General features: G+C 69.4%; 13 protein-coding genes and 1 pseudogene. 10 read left to right on the plus strand and 4 right to left on the minus strand.

Annotated elements, in window-relative coordinates; all coding sequences use genetic code 11:
• Positions 1-55: 55 nt before the first annotated feature.
• Genes AB0959_RS32825 through AB0959_RS32860 form a run of 8 tightly spaced genes read left to right on the plus strand, consistent with a single transcriptional unit; the run spans position 56 to position 8,764 of the window.
• Entirely contained in the window at positions 56-1,138 is a 1,083-nt protein-coding gene (locus AB0959_RS32825) for an isocitrate/isopropylmalate dehydrogenase family protein (RefSeq protein WP_366830332.1), read from the plus strand.
• A complete protein-coding gene (locus AB0959_RS32830) occupies positions 1,135-2,655 on the plus strand; it encodes an ABC transporter substrate-binding protein (protein ID WP_366830333.1) in 1,521 nt (506 codons plus the stop codon). Before AB0959_RS32825 ends, AB0959_RS32830 begins: the two co-directional genes overlap by 4 nt.
• Before the next feature lie 16 nt (positions 2,656-2,671).
• On the plus strand, positions 2,672-3,622 hold the full coding sequence (locus AB0959_RS32835; RefSeq protein WP_366830334.1) for an ABC transporter permease: 951 nt from the start codon (positions 2,672-2,674) through the stop codon (positions 3,620-3,622).
• Positions 3,619-4,509, plus strand: coding sequence for an ABC transporter permease (locus AB0959_RS32840; RefSeq protein WP_366830335.1), 891 nt, complete (start codon positions 3,619-3,621; stop codon positions 4,507-4,509). Before AB0959_RS32835 ends, AB0959_RS32840 begins: the two co-directional genes overlap by 4 nt.
• On the plus strand, positions 4,506-5,597 hold the full coding sequence (locus AB0959_RS32845) for an ABC transporter ATP-binding protein (protein WP_366830336.1): 1,092 nt from the start codon (positions 4,506-4,508) through the stop codon (positions 5,595-5,597). The genes AB0959_RS32840 and AB0959_RS32845 overlap by 4 nt, the downstream gene beginning before the upstream one ends.
• The gene (locus AB0959_RS32850; RefSeq protein ID WP_366830337.1) at positions 5,590-6,471 is read left to right on the plus strand and encodes an ATP-binding cassette domain-containing protein; all 882 of its coding nucleotides are present in this window, start codon (positions 5,590-5,592) and stop codon (positions 6,469-6,471) included. The genes AB0959_RS32845 and AB0959_RS32850 overlap by 8 nt, the downstream gene beginning before the upstream one ends.
• The gene (locus tag AB0959_RS32855) at positions 6,468-7,961 is read left to right on the plus strand and encodes an aldehyde dehydrogenase family protein (RefSeq protein WP_366830338.1); all 1,494 of its coding nucleotides are present in this window, start codon (positions 6,468-6,470) and stop codon (positions 7,959-7,961) included. The genes AB0959_RS32850 and AB0959_RS32855 overlap by 4 nt, the downstream gene beginning before the upstream one ends.
• A 5-nt stretch (positions 7,962-7,966) precedes the next feature.
• Positions 7,967-8,764: an SDR family oxidoreductase gene (locus AB0959_RS32860; RefSeq protein ID WP_366830339.1), complete on the plus strand. Its 798-nt coding sequence runs from the start codon at positions 7,967-7,969 to the stop codon at positions 8,762-8,764.
• A 288-nt stretch (positions 8,765-9,052) separates the two neighbouring features.
• Here AB0959_RS32860 and AB0959_RS32865 read toward each other — a convergent pair whose 3' ends face one another.
• From AB0959_RS32865 to AB0959_RS32880, 4 genes are all read right to left on the minus strand, one after another.
• Complete coding sequence (locus tag AB0959_RS32865; protein WP_366830340.1) at positions 9,053-10,513, minus strand: GH1 family beta-glucosidase; 1,461 nt, start codon at positions 10,511-10,513, stop codon at positions 9,053-9,055.
• Positions 10,514-10,619: 106 nt separating this feature from the next.
• Positions 10,620-11,561 carry a carbohydrate ABC transporter permease gene (locus AB0959_RS32870; protein WP_366830341.1) on the minus strand — a complete coding sequence of 314 codons (942 nt, stop codon included), beginning with the start codon at positions 11,559-11,561 and terminating at the stop codon, positions 10,620-10,622.
• A 13-nt stretch (positions 11,562-11,574) separates the two neighbouring features.
• Positions 11,575-12,564 (minus strand): sugar ABC transporter permease, encoded by a 990-nt coding sequence (locus AB0959_RS32875; RefSeq protein ID WP_366830342.1) that lies wholly within the window; start codon positions 12,562-12,564, stop codon positions 11,575-11,577.
• 108 nt (positions 12,565-12,672) lie between these two features.
• Positions 12,673-13,986 carry an extracellular solute-binding protein gene (locus AB0959_RS32880; protein ID WP_366830343.1) on the minus strand — a complete coding sequence of 438 codons (1,314 nt, stop codon included), beginning with the start codon at positions 13,984-13,986 and terminating at the stop codon, positions 12,673-12,675.
• A gap of 283 nt (positions 13,987-14,269) precedes the next feature.
• On the opposite strand from AB0959_RS32880, the gene AB0959_RS32885 reads away from it, so the two are divergent.
• Complete coding sequence (locus tag AB0959_RS32885; protein WP_366830344.1) at positions 14,270-15,286, plus strand: LacI family DNA-binding transcriptional regulator; 1,017 nt, start codon at positions 14,270-14,272, stop codon at positions 15,284-15,286.
• 68 nt (positions 15,287-15,354) lie between these two features.
• A pseudogene (locus AB0959_RS32890) lies at positions 15,355-15,704 on the plus strand (transposase); the annotation flags it as partial.
• Between the last annotated feature and the right edge of the window lie 49 nt (positions 15,705-15,753).

Raw genomic sequence — 15,753 nt, forward strand, 5'->3', positions numbered from 1 at the left:
CGGTACCTGGCAAGCGAGTTTACTGGTCAGGCCAGTCACAACGGAAGGTGACTCCATGACGCGGGACAGCAAGGTCGTCAGGCTCGCTGTCATACCGGGCGACGGCATCGGCCCTGAGGTCGTCGGAGCGACCGTGCCCGTGTTACGGACCGCGCTGGAGGCCGAGGGCCACCGGCTCGACCTGACCTCGTTCGACTGGGGAGGCCGGCGGTTCCTCCAGCAGGGCGCGGCGATGCCGGCCGACGCGGCCGACCTCGTCAAGAAGTCGGACGCGGTGTTGTTCGGTGCCGTCGGGCGCCCCGATGTACCGGAGCACGAACTGGTCTGGGGCCTGATCATCGGCCTGCGGCAGCGACTCGACCTCGCCGTCAACCTCCGCCCGGTGCGCGCGTTCCCCGGAGTTCCCACCAAGGTGCGCGACACCGACGGCGTGGACCTGGTGATCGTGCGCGAGAACACCGAGGGGGAGTACGTGGGCGCCGGCGGGGTGACGCACGCCGGCAGCGGACACGATCTCGGCATCGAGGTCGCCGTGCACTCCCGTCGCGTCATCGAGCGGGCGGCGCACCATGCCTTCGGTCTGGCCGGCCGGCGGTCGGGGCATCTGTGCCTGGTGACCAAGTCCAACGCGATGCGATACGGCTATCCACTGTGGGACCGGGTGGTGCGCGAGGTCGGCGAGCACTACCCGGAGGTCCGGCTGGAAACCGTGCTGGTCGACGCCATGGCCGCCCGCATGATCCAGGCTCCGCGCTCCCTCGACGTCCTGCTCACGAGCAATCTGTTCGGCGACATCCTGTCCGACCTCGCCGCGGTGCTCGCCGGCGGTATGGGCATGGCGCCCAGCGCCAACGTTCTTCCGGGCGCCGACGTGCCGGGAATCTACGAACCCGTCCACGGCTCCGCGCCCGACATCGCCGGGAAGGGCGTGGCGAATCCGGTGGCGTGCATGCTCTCGGGTGCCCTGCTGCTCGACGACCTCGGACACGCCGGCGCGGCCCGCCGTGTCCGCGACGCGGTGGCGGGCGCCTTGCGCGATGCCCGGCACCACACGGCCGACCTCGGGGGCAACGCGACCACCGCGGACGTGACATCCGCCGTCCTGCACACGATGGAGAGCCAGGGGCAGAACACATGAGACACACAAGGCGGCTGACGCGGCACATCAGGGCGGTCGCGGCCACGCTCGCATGCCTGCTGCTGGCAGCCTGTTCGGCCGGGTCCCTGGCGACGGGCAGTGCCGGGAATTCCGGCAACACCCTGACGATCGGCCTCAGCGCCGAGCCGGCCAACCTCGACTTCACCAAGACAGAGGGTGCCGCCATCCCGCAGGCACTGCTCTACAACGTCTACGAGAACCTGGTGAAGCTGGACCAGTCCGCGAGGATACGGCCCTCCCTGGCCAGGTCGTGGAGCCTGTCCAAGGACCGCAGGACGTACACGTTCCAGCTGGTGAAGGGCGCCAGGTTCAGCAACGGCGCGCCGTTCACGGCCGCGGACGCCAAGTTCTCCATCGAACGCGTCACGTCCGACTGGACGCTGGTGCAGAAGTCCCAGATGGACGTCGTCGACAAGGTGCGGGCCGTGTCGCCCACCGAACTCGAGGTCACCCTGAAAAGGCCGAGCAACGACTGGCTGTACCGGATGACCACCCGCGTCGGCGCGATGTTCAGCCGGACCGGCGTGAGCAAGCTGGCCACCGAGCCGGTGGGCACCGGCCCGTACGTGGTGAAGAGGTTCAACCGCGGCGACTCGATCACGCTGGCCCGCCGCGACGGCTACTGGGGGCGTGAACCGCACTTCGCGTCGGTGGTCCTCAAGTACTTCAAGGATCCGACGGCCATGAACAACGCGCTGCTCACGGGCACGATCGACGTGATCGGCACGATGCAGACCCCGGATGCCCTGTACCGGTTCGAGAACAACCCGAAGTACAAGGTCATCGAGGGCACGACCAACGGCGAGGTGGTCCTCTCCCTGAACAACGGCTCGGGACCGCTGCGCAATCCCAAGGCCCGCCAGGCAGTTCGCTACGCCATCGACCACAAGGCCCTGGTGGACACCTGCTGGGGAGGCCGCGGCAAGCTCATCGGCAGCATGGTCCCTCCGACCGACCCGTGGTACCAGGACCTCACGAACATGTATCCGTACGACCGCGACAGGGCCAGGAAGCTCCTCAAGGAGTCCGGCCAGGCCGGCCGTACGCTGCGCCTGCGGCTTCCGACGCTGCCGTATGCCACCGCGTGCGGCACCGTGGTCAAGAGCCAGCTGGAACAGGCCGGTTTCAAGGTCAGGCTCGACCAGCTGGAGTTCCCCGCCGCCTGGCTGACCACCGTGTTCAAGAACGCCGACTACGACATGTCCATCATCGCCCATGTGGAACCCCGCGACATGCAGGCGGTGTTCGGCAACAAGACCTCCTACATCCGCTACGACAGCCCCGAGTTCCGCGCGTTGCTGCAGAAGGCGGACCAGGGCACCCAGGAGGAGCAGGTGACCTCCCTGCGAGCGGCTGCCCGGCTGCTGTCCAAGGACGCCGCGGCCGACTGGCTGTTCCTGCTGCCGAACCTGATGGTGGCGGACGAGGACATCACCGGCCTGCCCGTGAACAACGTCTCCGAGTCACTGGATCTCACCGGCCTGGGCCGGTCATGAAAGGCGGCGTCAACCCATGATCGTCCGTCTGGTACAGCGGATCGCGACCCTCCTGGTGAGCCTCGTCGTGAGTTCCGTGCTGGTGTTCGCCTTCATGGCGGTGCTGCCGGGGGACCCGGCCCGCGTCGTCCTCGGGACGAGCGCGTCGGACACCGCGGTGGCACAACTGCGCGGGGAGTTCGGGCTCGACCGGCCGCTCGTGGACCAGTATCTCGGCTGGGTCCACGGACTGCTGACCTTCGATCCCGGGAACTCCTACATCTCCCACACGCCGATCGGCCCGCAGATCACCGACCGTCTCCAGGTCACCCTGTGGCTCGTCGGCACCGGGATGGTGGTCGCCTGCATCCTGGCGATCCCTCTCGGCATCCTCATGGCCGTGCGGCACCGCAAGCCGTCCGGGCTCGTCCTCTCGGCCCTGTCCCAAGTCGGCGTGGCGGTCCCGGCCTTCCTCGCGGGCATCCTCATGATCACCGTGTTCGCGGTGCAGTTCGGATGGCTGCCGGCCAACGGCTGGACACCTCCGGTGGAGGACCCGGTCCTGTTCCTCAAGCAGTTGGTGCTGCCCGCACTGTCCCTCGGACTGGTACAAGGGGCCGTGCTCACCCGCTATGTGCGCAGCGCCGTGCTCGACGTCCTGAGGGAGGACTACCTGCGCACCGCCCGCGCCAAGGGCCTCCGCCCGACGCGGGCGCTGCTGCGGCACGGCCTGCGGAACGCGGCGGTGCCCGTGGTCACCGTCCTGGCCTTGCAGCTCGCCACGCTGCTGGTGGGCTCCGTCGTCATCGAACGGGTCTTCGTCATTCCCGGGCTCGGGAGCCTGCTGCTGGACAGCGTCTCCAACCGGGACCTCGTCGTGGTACAGGACGTGGTCATGATCATCGCCATGGCGGTGCTGCTCGTGAACTTCCTGGTGGACATCGTCTATCTGCTGATCGACCCGCGGCTGAGGGTGGGTGCGTCATGAGTGCTCTGGACAATGCGCCGGACACGGAAGCCGCTGTCGCGTCGGCGGTGTCCGAGGGCCGTCGTCGGCGCCGCCCGGTGCCGGGAAGCCTCCTGGTGGGCGGTCTCATCGTCACGGTCGTGTTCGGCATGGCCCTGCTGTCCTTCGTGTGGACCCCGCACGACCCGACCCTGGTGGACGCCTCGGTGCGGCTGCAGAAGCCGTCGCCGGAGTACTGGTTCGGCACGGACAAGTTCGGCCGCGACGTGTTCAGCCAGATCCTGATGGGCTCGCGCACCACGCTGTTCGTCGGCTTCGTGGCGGTGGGGGTCGCCGCCCTGATCGGGGTGCCCCTCGGCATCGTCGCCGGAATGGCGCCCAGCGGGCTGGGGGAGCTGTTGATGCGCGGCAACGACCTCGTGCTCGCCTTCCCGGCGCTCCTGTTGACCATCATGTTCTCCGCCGTGTACGGCGCCGGCACGCTGGTCGCGATGGTCGCCATCGGTATCGCGTCCATCCCCCATTTCGCCCGGCTGATCCGCGGCGGCACGCTGCAGGTCATGGGGACCGAGTACGTCCTCGCCGCGCGCGCGGCGGGCCGCGGGCGGTTCTCGATCGCGCTTCGGCACGTCCTGCCCAACGTCAGCAGTCTCGTCATCGTGCAGGCGTCGGTCGGTTTCGCGATCGCCGTACTCGCCGAAGCCGCGCTGTCCTTCCTGGGCTTCGGAACCCCGCCCCCCACACCGTCCTGGGGCCGGATGCTGCAGGAGAGCCAGGAGATGCTGTCCATCGCCCCCCGGCTCGCGGTGTTCCCCGGCATGGCGATCGCGGTGGTGGTGCTCGGTTTCAACCTGCTCGGTGACGGCCTGCGCGACCGTTTCGACCCCAAGTTGGAGGACCACCGATGACCCGGGCACCTGACATGGCAGCGGCCCCCGGGCCGGGCTCACCCGGCGCCACAGGCTCGCCCGGCGACGTGCTGGCCGTGCGGAACCTCGACGTCGCGGTGGGTGGCCAACGGCTCGTCGAAGACGTCGACTTCACCATCCGGGCAGGCGAACGGGTCGGCCTCATCGGTGAGTCGGGGTCGGGCAAGTCGCTGACCGCGCTGAGCATCATGGGTCTGCTCCCCGAGGGGCTCCGGACCACGGGATCGGTGCGGCTCGCCGGAGTCGACCACGACCTGGTGGGTGCCGACGAGGCGCGGATGTCCCGGGTGCTGGGCAAGGAGATCGCCATGGTCTTCCAGGAGCCCATGACCGCCCTGAACCCCACGATGAGGGTCGGGCCGCAGATCGCCGAGGTCCTGCTGGTCCACCGGACCAGACCCGACCGCGCGTCCGCCGCCACCGCCGCCGTCGAACTGCTCGCCCAGGTGGGGCTGCCCGATCCCGCGGCCGCGGCGCGCGCCTACCCGCATCAGTTGTCCGGAGGCCAGCGGCAGCGGGTGGTGCTGGCCATCGCCCTCGCGAACGACCCGGCGCTCCTGGTCTGCGACGAACCCACCACCGCGCTCGACGTCACGGTGCAGGCACGGGTGCTCGACCTGATCGTGCGGGGAGTGAGGGACCGCCGGTCGGCCATGCTCTTCATCACCCACGACCTGGCCGTGGTGGCCACCGTCTGCGAGCGGGTCATGGTCATGTACGGCGGGCGGGTGGTCGAGTCCGGCCCGGTCCAGGAGGTGTTCACGCGCCCGCGGCACCGCTACACCCAGGGCCTGATCGGCGCCTCGGACCTGACCGTGGTCGACGAACGGGGCCGGCTGGCCACGATCGGTGGGTCGGTTCCGCCGGCGGGCCGGTTCCCCGCCGGGTGCGTCTTCAGAAACAGGTGCGCCGAGGCGACCGACGTGTGCGCCACCAGGCCGGAATGGGTCCCGACCGGGCCCGACTCCGGCTACGCCTGCTTCCACCCGGTGCCCGAGAGCGGCGCACAAGAGACCGGCGCACACGGGACCGGCGCACCCATGGACAAGGAGTCCGCCCGTGGCTGAGCAGCAGACCAGCGCCACCCTCGACCCCGGTTCGCAGACCGGCCCCGTGGACGCCGTCAGCGTCCGCGACGTCACACGCGACTACCGCCGACCTCGTACCTCACTGCGCCACCCCAGCCCGCCGGTGCACGCCCTGCGCGGCGTCAGCATCACCGTCCCCCAGGGCCAACGGTTCGGCATCGTGGGGGAGTCGGGGTGCGGCAAGTCCACCCTCCTGCGGATCCTGGCCGGGCTCGACCGCCCCACCAGCGGCAGTATCGCGATCGACGGGCGGGACATCACCGGGCTGAAGGAGAGACGGCTCCGGTTCGTCCGCGAGCGACTCCAACTCGTGTTCCAGGACCCGATGAGTTCCCTGGACCCGCGCATGCGTGTCGGCGACATCGTGGCCGAGCCGCTCGTCGCGCAGGGGCACCCGAACCGCAAGGAGCGGGTCGCCGAGCTGCTGGAGTCCGTCGGCCTGCCCGCCGAGGCGGCGCAGAGGTATCCGCACCAGTTCTCCGGCGGCCAGCGGCAGCGCATCTCGATCGCACGTGCTCTCGCCCCCCGCCCGAAGATCATCGTGGCCGACGAGCCGGTGAGCGCCCTGGACGTGTCCGTACGGGCTCAAGTCCTCAACCTCATCGCCGACCTCGTCGACGAGTTGTCCCTCACGCTGGTCTTCGTCTCCCACGACCTGTCCGTGGTCCGCCACGTGTGCGACCGCGTCGCGGTCATGCACGACGGACAGATCGTGGAGACCGGGTCCACGGAGCAGGTGTACGAGGAACCACAACATCCCTACACACGCAGGCTCATCGCCGCCGCTCCGACTCTGGCCAAGGCACTGTCCGGAGTAACGGCGGCCGACCTCAACCGGGAGTACCGACCTTGACCACCCATGTCGAACCCGCAGGCGGCGACAGCCCCGTGGGGAAGGAGTTTCCCGAAGGTCTTCCCATCGGCGACACCTGGGTGGAGGCACCCGCAGCCGAGGACGTCCGTTTCCCCTACGACGGAACGCTCGTCGCGCGGGCGCCGGTCGGGGACACCACCCTCGCCCGCCACGCCGTGGACGCGGCCCTCGCCGTCCGCGAGCAAGTCGGCCGGCTCCCCTCGCACACCCGCAGGGCGGCGCTCCTCGCGACGCACGAGGCGATCGCCTCCCGACGCGTGGACTTCGAGCGCCTGTTGGTCCTGGAGACCGGCAAGCCGCTGGTCGACTGCCGTGTCGAGGTGGACCGCACCCTGCTGACCCTGCTGACGGCGGCCGAGGAAGTGGCCCGGCTGCACGGGGAGACGGTGCCGCTGGACCTGCTGCCCTCGGGCGAGGGGCTGCTCGGCTTCTGGACCCGCAAACCGATCGGTGTGGTGGTGGGCATCGCGGGCTTCAACTACCCGTTGCTGCTCGCCGCCCACAAGATCGCGCCGTCGCTGGCCGCCGGCTGCCCGGTCATCGCCAAGCCCGCCCCCCAGACGCCGCTGGCCACCCTGTGGCTGGTGCACCTCCTGCGCGAGGCCCTGCGCGGCGCCGGCGCCCCGGCGGCCGCGGTGCAACTGGTGACCGGGGGCCCCGAGGTGGGCGTCGCGCTGACCACCGACCGCCGGATCGGGGCGGTGTCCTTCACCGGTTCCGCCGCCGTGGGCCACCGGATCGCCCGGGACGCCGCCCCCACCAAGGTGCTGCTCGAACTCGGCTCCAACGCCGCCCTGGTGGTGGCCGCCGACGCCGACCTCGACGCCGCCGCCGACGCGGTCGTACGCGGCGGGTACTACGCGTCGGGCCAGGCGTGCATCAGCGTGCAGCGCGTCATCGTGGTGGACGCCGTGCGCGAGGAGTTCGTGGCCCGCCTGACGGAGCGCGTGGCCCAGGTGGTCGTGGGCGATCCCCGCGATCCGGCGACGAGAGTCTCGGCACTCATCGACAAGCGGTCGACCGAGCGGGTGTGCGCGTGGCTGGAACAGGCGGTGGCCGCGGGGGCGTCGCTGGCGGCCGGAGGCGGGGTCACCGACGGGGTGATCGAACCCGCGGTGCTGCTCGACGCGGACCGCGCCCTCCCCGTCTGGGACGAGGAGGTCTTCGGCCCCGTGGTCGCGGTACGGTCCGTCCCCGATCTGGACACGGCCTTCGACGTGGTCAACGACTCGCGCTACGGACTGCACGCGAGCGTCTACACGAGCGCCCTTGACACGGCGTTCGCCGCCCTCGACCGCCTGGAGGTGGGCGGAGTGGTCGTCAACGAGGTTCCCGGCTTCCGTTCCGACGTCATGCCGTACGGCGGCGTGAAGGACTCCGGGGCCGGACGGGAGGGGCCGAGGTTCGCCATCGAAGAGCTCACCGTCACCCGTATGGCAGTGATCCGCCCGACGACAACGAAGCCGTGAGGACCATGCAAGCAAAGGACCGCAGCGATGCGGTGGACGCGTACTCCCGCCTGTTCAGGCTCGACGGCCGCAGGGCTGTCGTGGTGGGCGCGGGCAGCGGAATCGGCCGTGAGAGCGCCCTGGCCCTCGCCGCGCACGGCGCCACGGTGGTGTGCGCCGACCGTGACCTGACGGCGGCCGAGGAGTCGGCGTCGATGGGGCCGGGCCTTTCGGCGTACGCCCTCGACGTGCTCGACGGCGAGGCGGTCGCACGTGCGGCCGAGGAGCTCGGACCCGTCGACGTACTCGTCTTCACCGCCGCCACGAACGTGCGCAAGAGCCTGCTCGACTACACGGCGGAGGAGTTCGACCGCGTCGTGGCACTCAATCTGCGTGCGTCCTTCGACCTGGTGCGGGCGTTCGGCCGTGGCATGGCCGAACGTGGCAGGGGAAGCATCATCGGCTTCAGCTCGATCCGCGCCGTGGCCGTCGAGCCGGGACAGGGGGTGTACGCGGCAACGAAGGCCGGTCTCGTCCAGTTGCTGCGGACCGCGGCGGCCGAGCTGGGCCCGTCGGGCGTGCGGGTGAACGCCGTCGCCCCGGGCGTCGTGGACACACCGCTGACCGCGCAGATCAGGGCGGTGCCGGAATGGTCGGAGGCCTACGCGACCAAGAGCGCCCTGGGCCGCTGGTCCCGGGCCGACGAACTGGCCGGGGCCGTCGTGTACCTCGCCTCCGACGCGTCGTCCTTCGTCACGGGGAGCCAGCTCTTCGTGGACGGAGGCTGGACGGCGATCGACGGGCGCTTTACGCCGCCCAGCTGACCGGACGTCGGGCGGACCTTGCCCACCGATCCGGGGGTGGTCCACCCGGGCTCCGCGTTGCCTCCCGGTCCCGAGAACTCACGGGCGGCTGTACGCAGCGCGACCCCGGCCGGCAAACCCATGACGCAACGGCATTGCCGCTTGGGCCGCGGCGCCGACGGCCGGAACGGCGGGCTCCCATGGAGCCTCGCCGGGGACGTCGGCGCCCACGCTCTGGTGGCAGCGGTTCTGTACGGCATCCCCGCACTCCGCCGTGACCACGGCTGGGCTGGGACGTCCCCCACGAGCTCAGCGGTTCTCGCCGCCCCTGTCCGGCAACGTGCCGGTGCGGGCCACGTCGGCGTACCACCGCGCGCTGGCCTTGGGGATGCGCTTGCCGGTCGGGTAGTCGACGTAGACGGCGCCGAAGCGCTTGCTGTAGCCGTATCCCCACTCGAAGTTGTCCAGCAGAGACCACAGGAAGTAGCCCCGTACGTCGACGCCTGCCACGATCGCCCGCTGCACGGCCGACAAATGGCCGTGCAGGTAGGCGATGCGATCAGGGTCGGCCACCTCGCCCTCCGGGTTGACGTAGTCGTCGAACGCGGCCCCGTTCTCGGTGATCATCAGTGGCATCGCGGGGAAGTCCGCCTTGAGTCGCATCAGCAGGTCGTACAGACCGCTCGGGTCGACCGCCCAGCCCATCGCCGTGGTACTGCCCGGAGGACGGTGGAAGGCGACCTGGTCGGCGCCCGGCCAGGGACTGTGCTCGCTCTTCCCGTGGCCGTCGGAGCCGTGGGCGCCCTCGCCGGTGGCGGCGGAAACGAGTGAGGGTGTGTAGTAGTTGACGCCCAGGAAGTCCAGCGGCTGGTGGATCGTGGCCGTGTCGCCGTCCCGTACGAAGGACCAGTCGGTCAGGCCGGCCGTGTCCTGGAGGAGATCCTGCGGGTACTCGCCCTCCAGCAGGGGACCGGTGAAGACCCGGTTGGCGAGCGCGTCGATCCTTCGGGCCGCGTCGAGGTCCTCGGCGGCCTCGGTCAGCGCACGGACGTGGTGGATGTTGAGCGTGATGGACGTCCCCGCGCGGGAGGGCAGTTCCGCGCGCAGCGCCTGAACGGCCTTGCCGTGGGCGAGGTTGAGGTGGTGCGCCGCGCGCAGGGCCGCGACCGGGTCGGTGCGCCCGGGCGCGTGGACACCGGAGCCGTATCCGAGGAAGGCGCTGCACCAGGGCTCGTTGAGGGTGGTCCAGGTCCTCACCCGGTCCCCCAGCGCACGGGCCGCCAGGGCCGCGTAGTCGGCGAACCGGTCGGCGGTGGCGCGCTCCGGCCACCCGCCCGCGTCCTCCAGCTCCTGCGGCAGGTCCCAGTGGTAGAGCGTGACGACCGGCTCGATGCCCTTCTCCAGCAGCGCGTCGGTCAGGGCACGGTAGAAATCGAGTCCTTTCTCGACGGCCGGGCCCCGTCCGGTCGGCTGCACACGCGGCCACGACAGGGAGAACCGGTAGGCGTTCACGCCGAGGTCGGCCATGATCGCGACGTCCTCGCGCCAGCGGTGGTAGTGGTCGGTGGCGACGTCACCGGTGTCGCCGTTGCGCACCCTGCCGGGCGTGTGCGAGTAGGTGTCCCAGATCGAGGGGGTGCGTCCGTCCACGGAGGCGGCACCCTCGATCTGGTACGCGGCGGTCGCCGTGCCCCAGGTGAATCCCTGCGGGAACCTGATGCCGGTGGTCTTCTCCGGGGCGGGCGCGACACGTCGGGTTGCGGTGGTCACGTGGGTCCTTCCAGATGTACTGCGGGCCGGATGTGCTGCGGGGCGGGAGCGGCGAAGTGTGGTGGCGGGCGTCGACGGGGCGCGGCAACGGGGGTGGGCGCGGCGCTCATCCCTTGACCGCTCCCTGCATGATCCCGCCGACGATCTGACGGCCGAAGACGATGAACATGACGAGCAGGGGCAGTGTGCCGAGCAGGGCGCCGGCCATGATCAGTGACTGGTCGCGCACGTATCCCGCGCTCAGCTGGGTGAGCGCCACGGGGACCGTTGGGTTGGTCATGTCGAGCACGATGAACGGCCAGAAGAAGTCGTTCCAGGCGTGCACGAACGTGATCATGAACAGTACGGCCATGGGAGGCCGGGCGATCGGCAGCACGATGCTCCAGAAGATGCGCAGGGAGTGCGCACCGTCCACCCGCCCGGCCTCGACGAGTTCGTCGGGGAGCGCCTCGGTCAGGTACTGCCGCATGAAGAACACGCCGACGGCGCTGACAAGCGTGGGGAAGATGACGGCGGGCAGCTTCTGGCCCCAGCCCAGCTCGGTCATCATCATGAACAGCGGTACGACGCCGAGTTGGGGCGGCACCATCATCGTGCCGATGACGAGCATCAGCAGGATGTTGCGGCCCTTGAAGCGGAGTTTGGCGAACGCGAAGCCGGCGAGGGTGGCGAACAGCACCGTGGACAGGGCGATCACGCCTGCCACGATCAGGCTGTTGAGCATGGCCTTGCCCAGGGCGGCGTCCTGCCAGGCATTGCCGAGGTTCTCCAGGAGGTGGGGTCCCGGCAGGAACGGCGGCGGTGTCTGGGTGACGCGGGTGTTGTCGGTCGACGCCGCCACCATCGTCCAGTACAGCGGGAAGAGTGAGAACAGCGCCGCGATCCCCAACAGGATGTAGGCGACGGGACCCGCGTGGTGCTGACGCCCCGCACCCGGGTGGCGGAACAGTCGTCGGTTCCTTCCACCGGGCGCGGTGCTCTTCGGTGCTTTCCCTGCGGTCTTGGGGCGTGCGTCCGCCGTCCGGACCGGGATGCTGTCTGTGCTCATGGATATCTCCCGGTCAGGCCTTGCGCGCCGCGACGCGCTTGACGACTCGTTGGACGACGAACACGACAATGAGCAGCAGGAACATCGCCCAGGCGACGGTGGCGGCCCGGCCCATCTGGTAGTTCTTCCAGCCCTCCTCGTACAGCAGCAGTCCCAGCGTCTGGTACTGGTTGTCGGCTCCCCCGGTGATGCCGTTCGGGCCCTGGCCGAAGATCAGGGGCTCACCGAAGAGCTGTGTGGCGCCGATCGTGGACAGGACGATGGTGAACACGATGGTGGAACGGATGCCGGGGACGGTGACCTTCAGGAACTGCTGCCACCGCGAGGCGCCGTCGATGGCCGCGGCTTCGTAGCGGTCACGCGGAATCGCCTGCATCGCGGCGAGGTAGAGCAGGGCGTTGTAGCCGGTCCAGCGCCAGATGACGATCGTGGAAATGGCCGCCTGTGCGGCCCACTTGTTGTTCTCCCAGTCGATGTTGTCGACACCGGCCAGGCTCAACATCCAGTTGATCACGCCGAAATCGCGCTCGAAGAGCATCGTGAACACGAGGGCCGCGGCACCCACCGACGTGGCGTACGGCGTCAGGGCGGCGACGCGGAAGAACGTCGAGCCGCGCAGCCGGTAGTTGAGCAGATGAGCCAGCCCGAGCGCCATCAGCAGCTGCGGCACGGTCGACAGGACGCCGATGGTGATGGTGTTGAGCAGCGCGTTCCAGAAGCGTTCGTCGTCCCACAGGGCCGTGTAGTTGTCGAAGCCGACCCACTCCATGAGGTTCAGGGTCGACAGTTCGACGCGGTGCAGGGAGATCCACGAGGTGTAGATGAGCGGGTAGAAGCTGAAGGCGGCGAAGACGACGAAGAACGGGGCGACGAAGGCGTACGGGGCGCCCCGGACGTCGAGGCGGTGCAGCAGCGTACTGCGCCGCCGCCGGTCCCCGCCGGTCCCGGCCGGCGGGACGGTGCCGGGCGCACCGTCTGAGGGTGTCGAGGTGGAGATGGCCACCGGAAGGCGTCCTTCCTGGAAGGTGAGAGGCGGGCAGGGGCCCGGCGGCCCACACGGGCCGTGCGTGGGGCGCCGGGCGGCTGCGGAGACGGGCGACGGGATCCGAGGTCAGCCGACGACCTTCTCGATGCGCTTGTCAGTGGTCTTCCATGCCTCGTTCGGGCTCTTGTTCTGCGCCTCGATCAAAGTCAGCCCCTGCGAGAAAACGTCCTTGATGGTGCCGTCCTTGCGGCCGAGCACCTGCTCGTCGGGTATCTCCTGGGCCGCGGCGCCGAAGATCTTCCCGATGGGCGCGCCGCTGAAGTAGTCCGACTTGGCGTCGACCACTTCGGGCATCTCCAACGCGGTCTTCGACGAGGGGAAGTTGCCGATCTCCTTGAACAGGTAGGCCTGCTGCTCGGGGGCGGTGAGCCAGGCGACGAGATCCTGCGCCTCCTTCTTGACGGGACTCGCCTCCATCACTCCGAGGAACGATCCGCCCCAGTTGGCACCCTTGGGCGCCTTGGCGACGTCCCACTTGCCCTTGTTCTTCGGGCCCGCCTTCTCGCTGATGTGCGCGAGCATCCACGCCGGGCAGACGGTGCTGGCGAAGGTGCTGTTGGCCAGGCCGGGGTCCCAACCGGGCTGGAACTGGCGGAGCTTCGCGGTCAGATCGGAGGTGGCCGCCTCGGAGGCCAGCTTCCACGCCTCCTTCACGACGGGGTTGGTGGCGTAGATCAGCTCTCCCTTTTTGTCGTAGAACTGCTGGGAGTTGCCGTAGATCATGGCGTTGAACAGCCCGCTGGAGCTGTCCATGAAGGCGACCTTGTCGTCCTTCGACTTCTGCTTGAACCGCTTGCCCGCGTCAACGTACTTCGACCAGTCGCCTTCCCACAGCTTGGCGACCTCCTCGCGGTCGGTGGGCAGGCCGGCCTGCTCGAAGAGGTCCTTGCGGTAGCAGACCGCCATCGGGCCGATGTCGGTGCCGAGGCCGATGACCTTCTTGTCCGAGGCGGTGACCTGGCTCTGCTTCCACGGAAGGAAGTGGTCCGCCCCGGCCACACCGGCCAGATCGACGAACTTGTCCTTCTGGGTGTCGGACAGTTCCTTGGCCCGACCAATCTCTATGCCCTGGATGTCCTTCAGCCCGCTGCCGGCGGCCAAGTGGGTCTGCAGGGCGGTGTAGTAGGTCTGCTCGTCACCCGCGACGTCCGCCTTGATGACGACGTCCGGGTGCTCCTTCATGTACTTGTCGAGCAGACCGGTCTCCTTGAAGCCCATGACGCCGAACAGGCCCATGGTGATGGTGACCTTGCCGTCCTTCTTCCCCCCGCCCGTCCCTCCTCCGTCGCTGCCCCCACACCCCACGACCAGTCCGAGGGCCGACACAGCCGACACGGCGGCCACAGCTCTCGTACGCAACTTCCTTCGGAACTTGTCCATTTCGTCCTCCTAGCGGCGGCGCTGACGCACCGGAGTTCGAGTCCTGCGGTCCGCTCCGCAGGCAAGATTTGTCCGGTGGGCACGTTCCCAAACAGGGGTGGGAACGTGCCCACCCGGAAGCCCGAAGCTTGGCCGCCCCGAAAGGCAACTGTCAATAAGTTGAACCCACTTCATCGCCGAAAGGTGTCGTGCCGCTCCGCTCGGAGCCCATGGGCGCCCTCCGTGGGTCTGGCACAATGCGCAGGTGAAAGCCGTCGGGCAGCGGGCAAGCGAGGGAGGCGTCATGGGGGGCAGGCAACGCCCGACCATCAAGACCGTGGCCGCGCGCGCCGGCGTCGGACGCACCACGGTTTCACGAGTCATCAACGGCTCTGAGCTCGTCAGCGAGCAGGCCAGGGCCGCCGTGCTCGCCGCCATCGCCGAGCTGAACTACGTACCGAACTCGGTTGCCCGGGGGCTGGTGACGAGCAGGACGAACGCCGTGGCCCTGGTGATCCCCGAATCGGAGAGCAGACTGGGCTCCGAGCCCTATTTCTCGGCCGTCATCCGCGGGGTCAGCACCGCCCTCGCGGAGACCCGGACACAGCTCCAACTGGTGCTCGTACGCGACCAGGCCGAGCGTGACCAGCTCACCGAGTCGGTGGCGGAGCGGCGCGTCGACGGAGTGCTCCTGGTCTCCGTGCACGAGCACGACGTGCTGCCGGGGCTGCTGGAGGACATGGGGCTGCCCACGGTGCTCGCCGGCCGCCGTTCCCCCGCCGAGTCGCTCAGCCACGTACATTCCGACAACGCGGGCGGAGCCGCGACAGCCGTCAGCCACCTGCTCGCACGAGGGCGGCGGACCGTCACCACGATCAGCGGTCCCCTCGACATGGACGTGTCACGCAGTCGGCTCCAGGGCTGGCGGGAGGCCCTCGAGAAGGCAGGCCACGAGGCCACCGATCGACTCGTGGCCTCGGCCGACTTCACCGAGGAGGGCGGCGCGGCCGCCATGCGTTCACTCCTTGAACAAGTTCCCGGTCTCGACGCCGTGTTCGTCGCCTCGGACGTCATGGCGGCGGGGGCGTTGGCGGAGTTGCGCAGACAGAAGCGCAGCGTCCCGGACGACGTGGCGGTGGTCGGATTCGACGACTCCATCATCGCCCGGCACAGCAACCCGCCCCTCACCAGCGTGCGTCAGCCCGTCGAGGAGATCGGCAGCATGATCGCCCGCATCCTCCTCAAGGAGATCGGCAATCCCGAGGAGCCTCGTCAGCACGTCGTTCTTCCCACCGAACTCGTCGTACGCGAATCGTCATAGCCCCATGAGGGGTGCTCCCAGTTGGTGCCCCCCCCGCAAACCCGAGCGGGAGGCGCATGGGATGCGTGGGATTCCCGATCGTGGCCGCGCTGGAGACTGGCCGCACCCGTGGACAAGGGTGCTGGACGCGGTCCGCCTTCAGCCCGGCGCCGACGTCGCCGCGGTGACCACGGACCAGATCAGCGAGGTCGTCGAACGGCTCGTCTTCGCCGGCCAGTGGAAGCCTGGTGACCTGGACGTCCTGGTGACCTGGACGTCCTGGTGACCTGGACGTCCTGGTCGTGCTGGATGCCGGATGCGACGCCCCTCGTAGCGCTCACCTGCCGGCCGGCCTGCCCGTCGAGATCCTCGGACGGCTGTGGTCCGACCGCGTCATGCGCCGGCCGACACCTCCACGGGGCTATCCCCCAGGGGCGGCTGACCACCCAGAAGTGCCGGCAATCGCGGTGGAGCTGGGCCGCAGCCAG

The sequence above is a fragment of the Streptomyces sp. NPDC046862 genome (assembly GCF_040704615.1).
Classification (GTDB): Bacteria; Actinomycetota; Actinomycetes; order Streptomycetales; family Streptomycetaceae; genus Streptomyces.

What these genes read in the sequence shown, in the direction of transcription:
- AB0959_RS32825 (WP_366830332.1), top strand. Translation starts at nt 56, where the DNA reads ATGACGCGGGACAGCAAGGTCGTCAGGCTCGCTGTCATACCGGGCGAC.
- AB0959_RS32830 (WP_366830333.1), top strand. Translation starts at nt 1,135, where the DNA reads ATGAGACACACAAGGCGGCTGACGCGGCACATCAGGGCGGTCGCGGCC.
- AB0959_RS32835 (WP_366830334.1), top strand. Translation starts at nt 2,672, where the DNA reads ATGATCGTCCGTCTGGTACAGCGGATCGCGACCCTCCTGGTGAGCCTC.
- AB0959_RS32840 (WP_366830335.1), top strand. Translation starts at nt 3,619, where the DNA reads ATGAGTGCTCTGGACAATGCGCCGGACACGGAAGCCGCTGTCGCGTCG.
- AB0959_RS32845 (WP_366830336.1), top strand. Translation starts at nt 4,506, where the DNA reads ATGACCCGGGCACCTGACATGGCAGCGGCCCCCGGGCCGGGCTCACCC.
- AB0959_RS32860 (WP_366830339.1), top strand. Translation starts at nt 7,967, where the DNA reads ATGCAAGCAAAGGACCGCAGCGATGCGGTGGACGCGTACTCCCGCCTG.
- AB0959_RS32870 (WP_366830341.1), bottom strand. Translation starts at nt 11,561, where the DNA reads ATGAGCACAGACAGCATCCCGGTCCGGACGGCGGACGCACGCCCCAAG.
- AB0959_RS32880 (WP_366830343.1), bottom strand. Translation starts at nt 13,986, where the DNA reads ATGGACAAGTTCCGAAGGAAGTTGCGTACGAGAGCTGTGGCCGCCGTG.
- AB0959_RS32885 (WP_366830344.1), top strand. Translation starts at nt 14,270, where the DNA reads ATGGGGGGCAGGCAACGCCCGACCATCAAGACCGTGGCCGCGCGCGCC.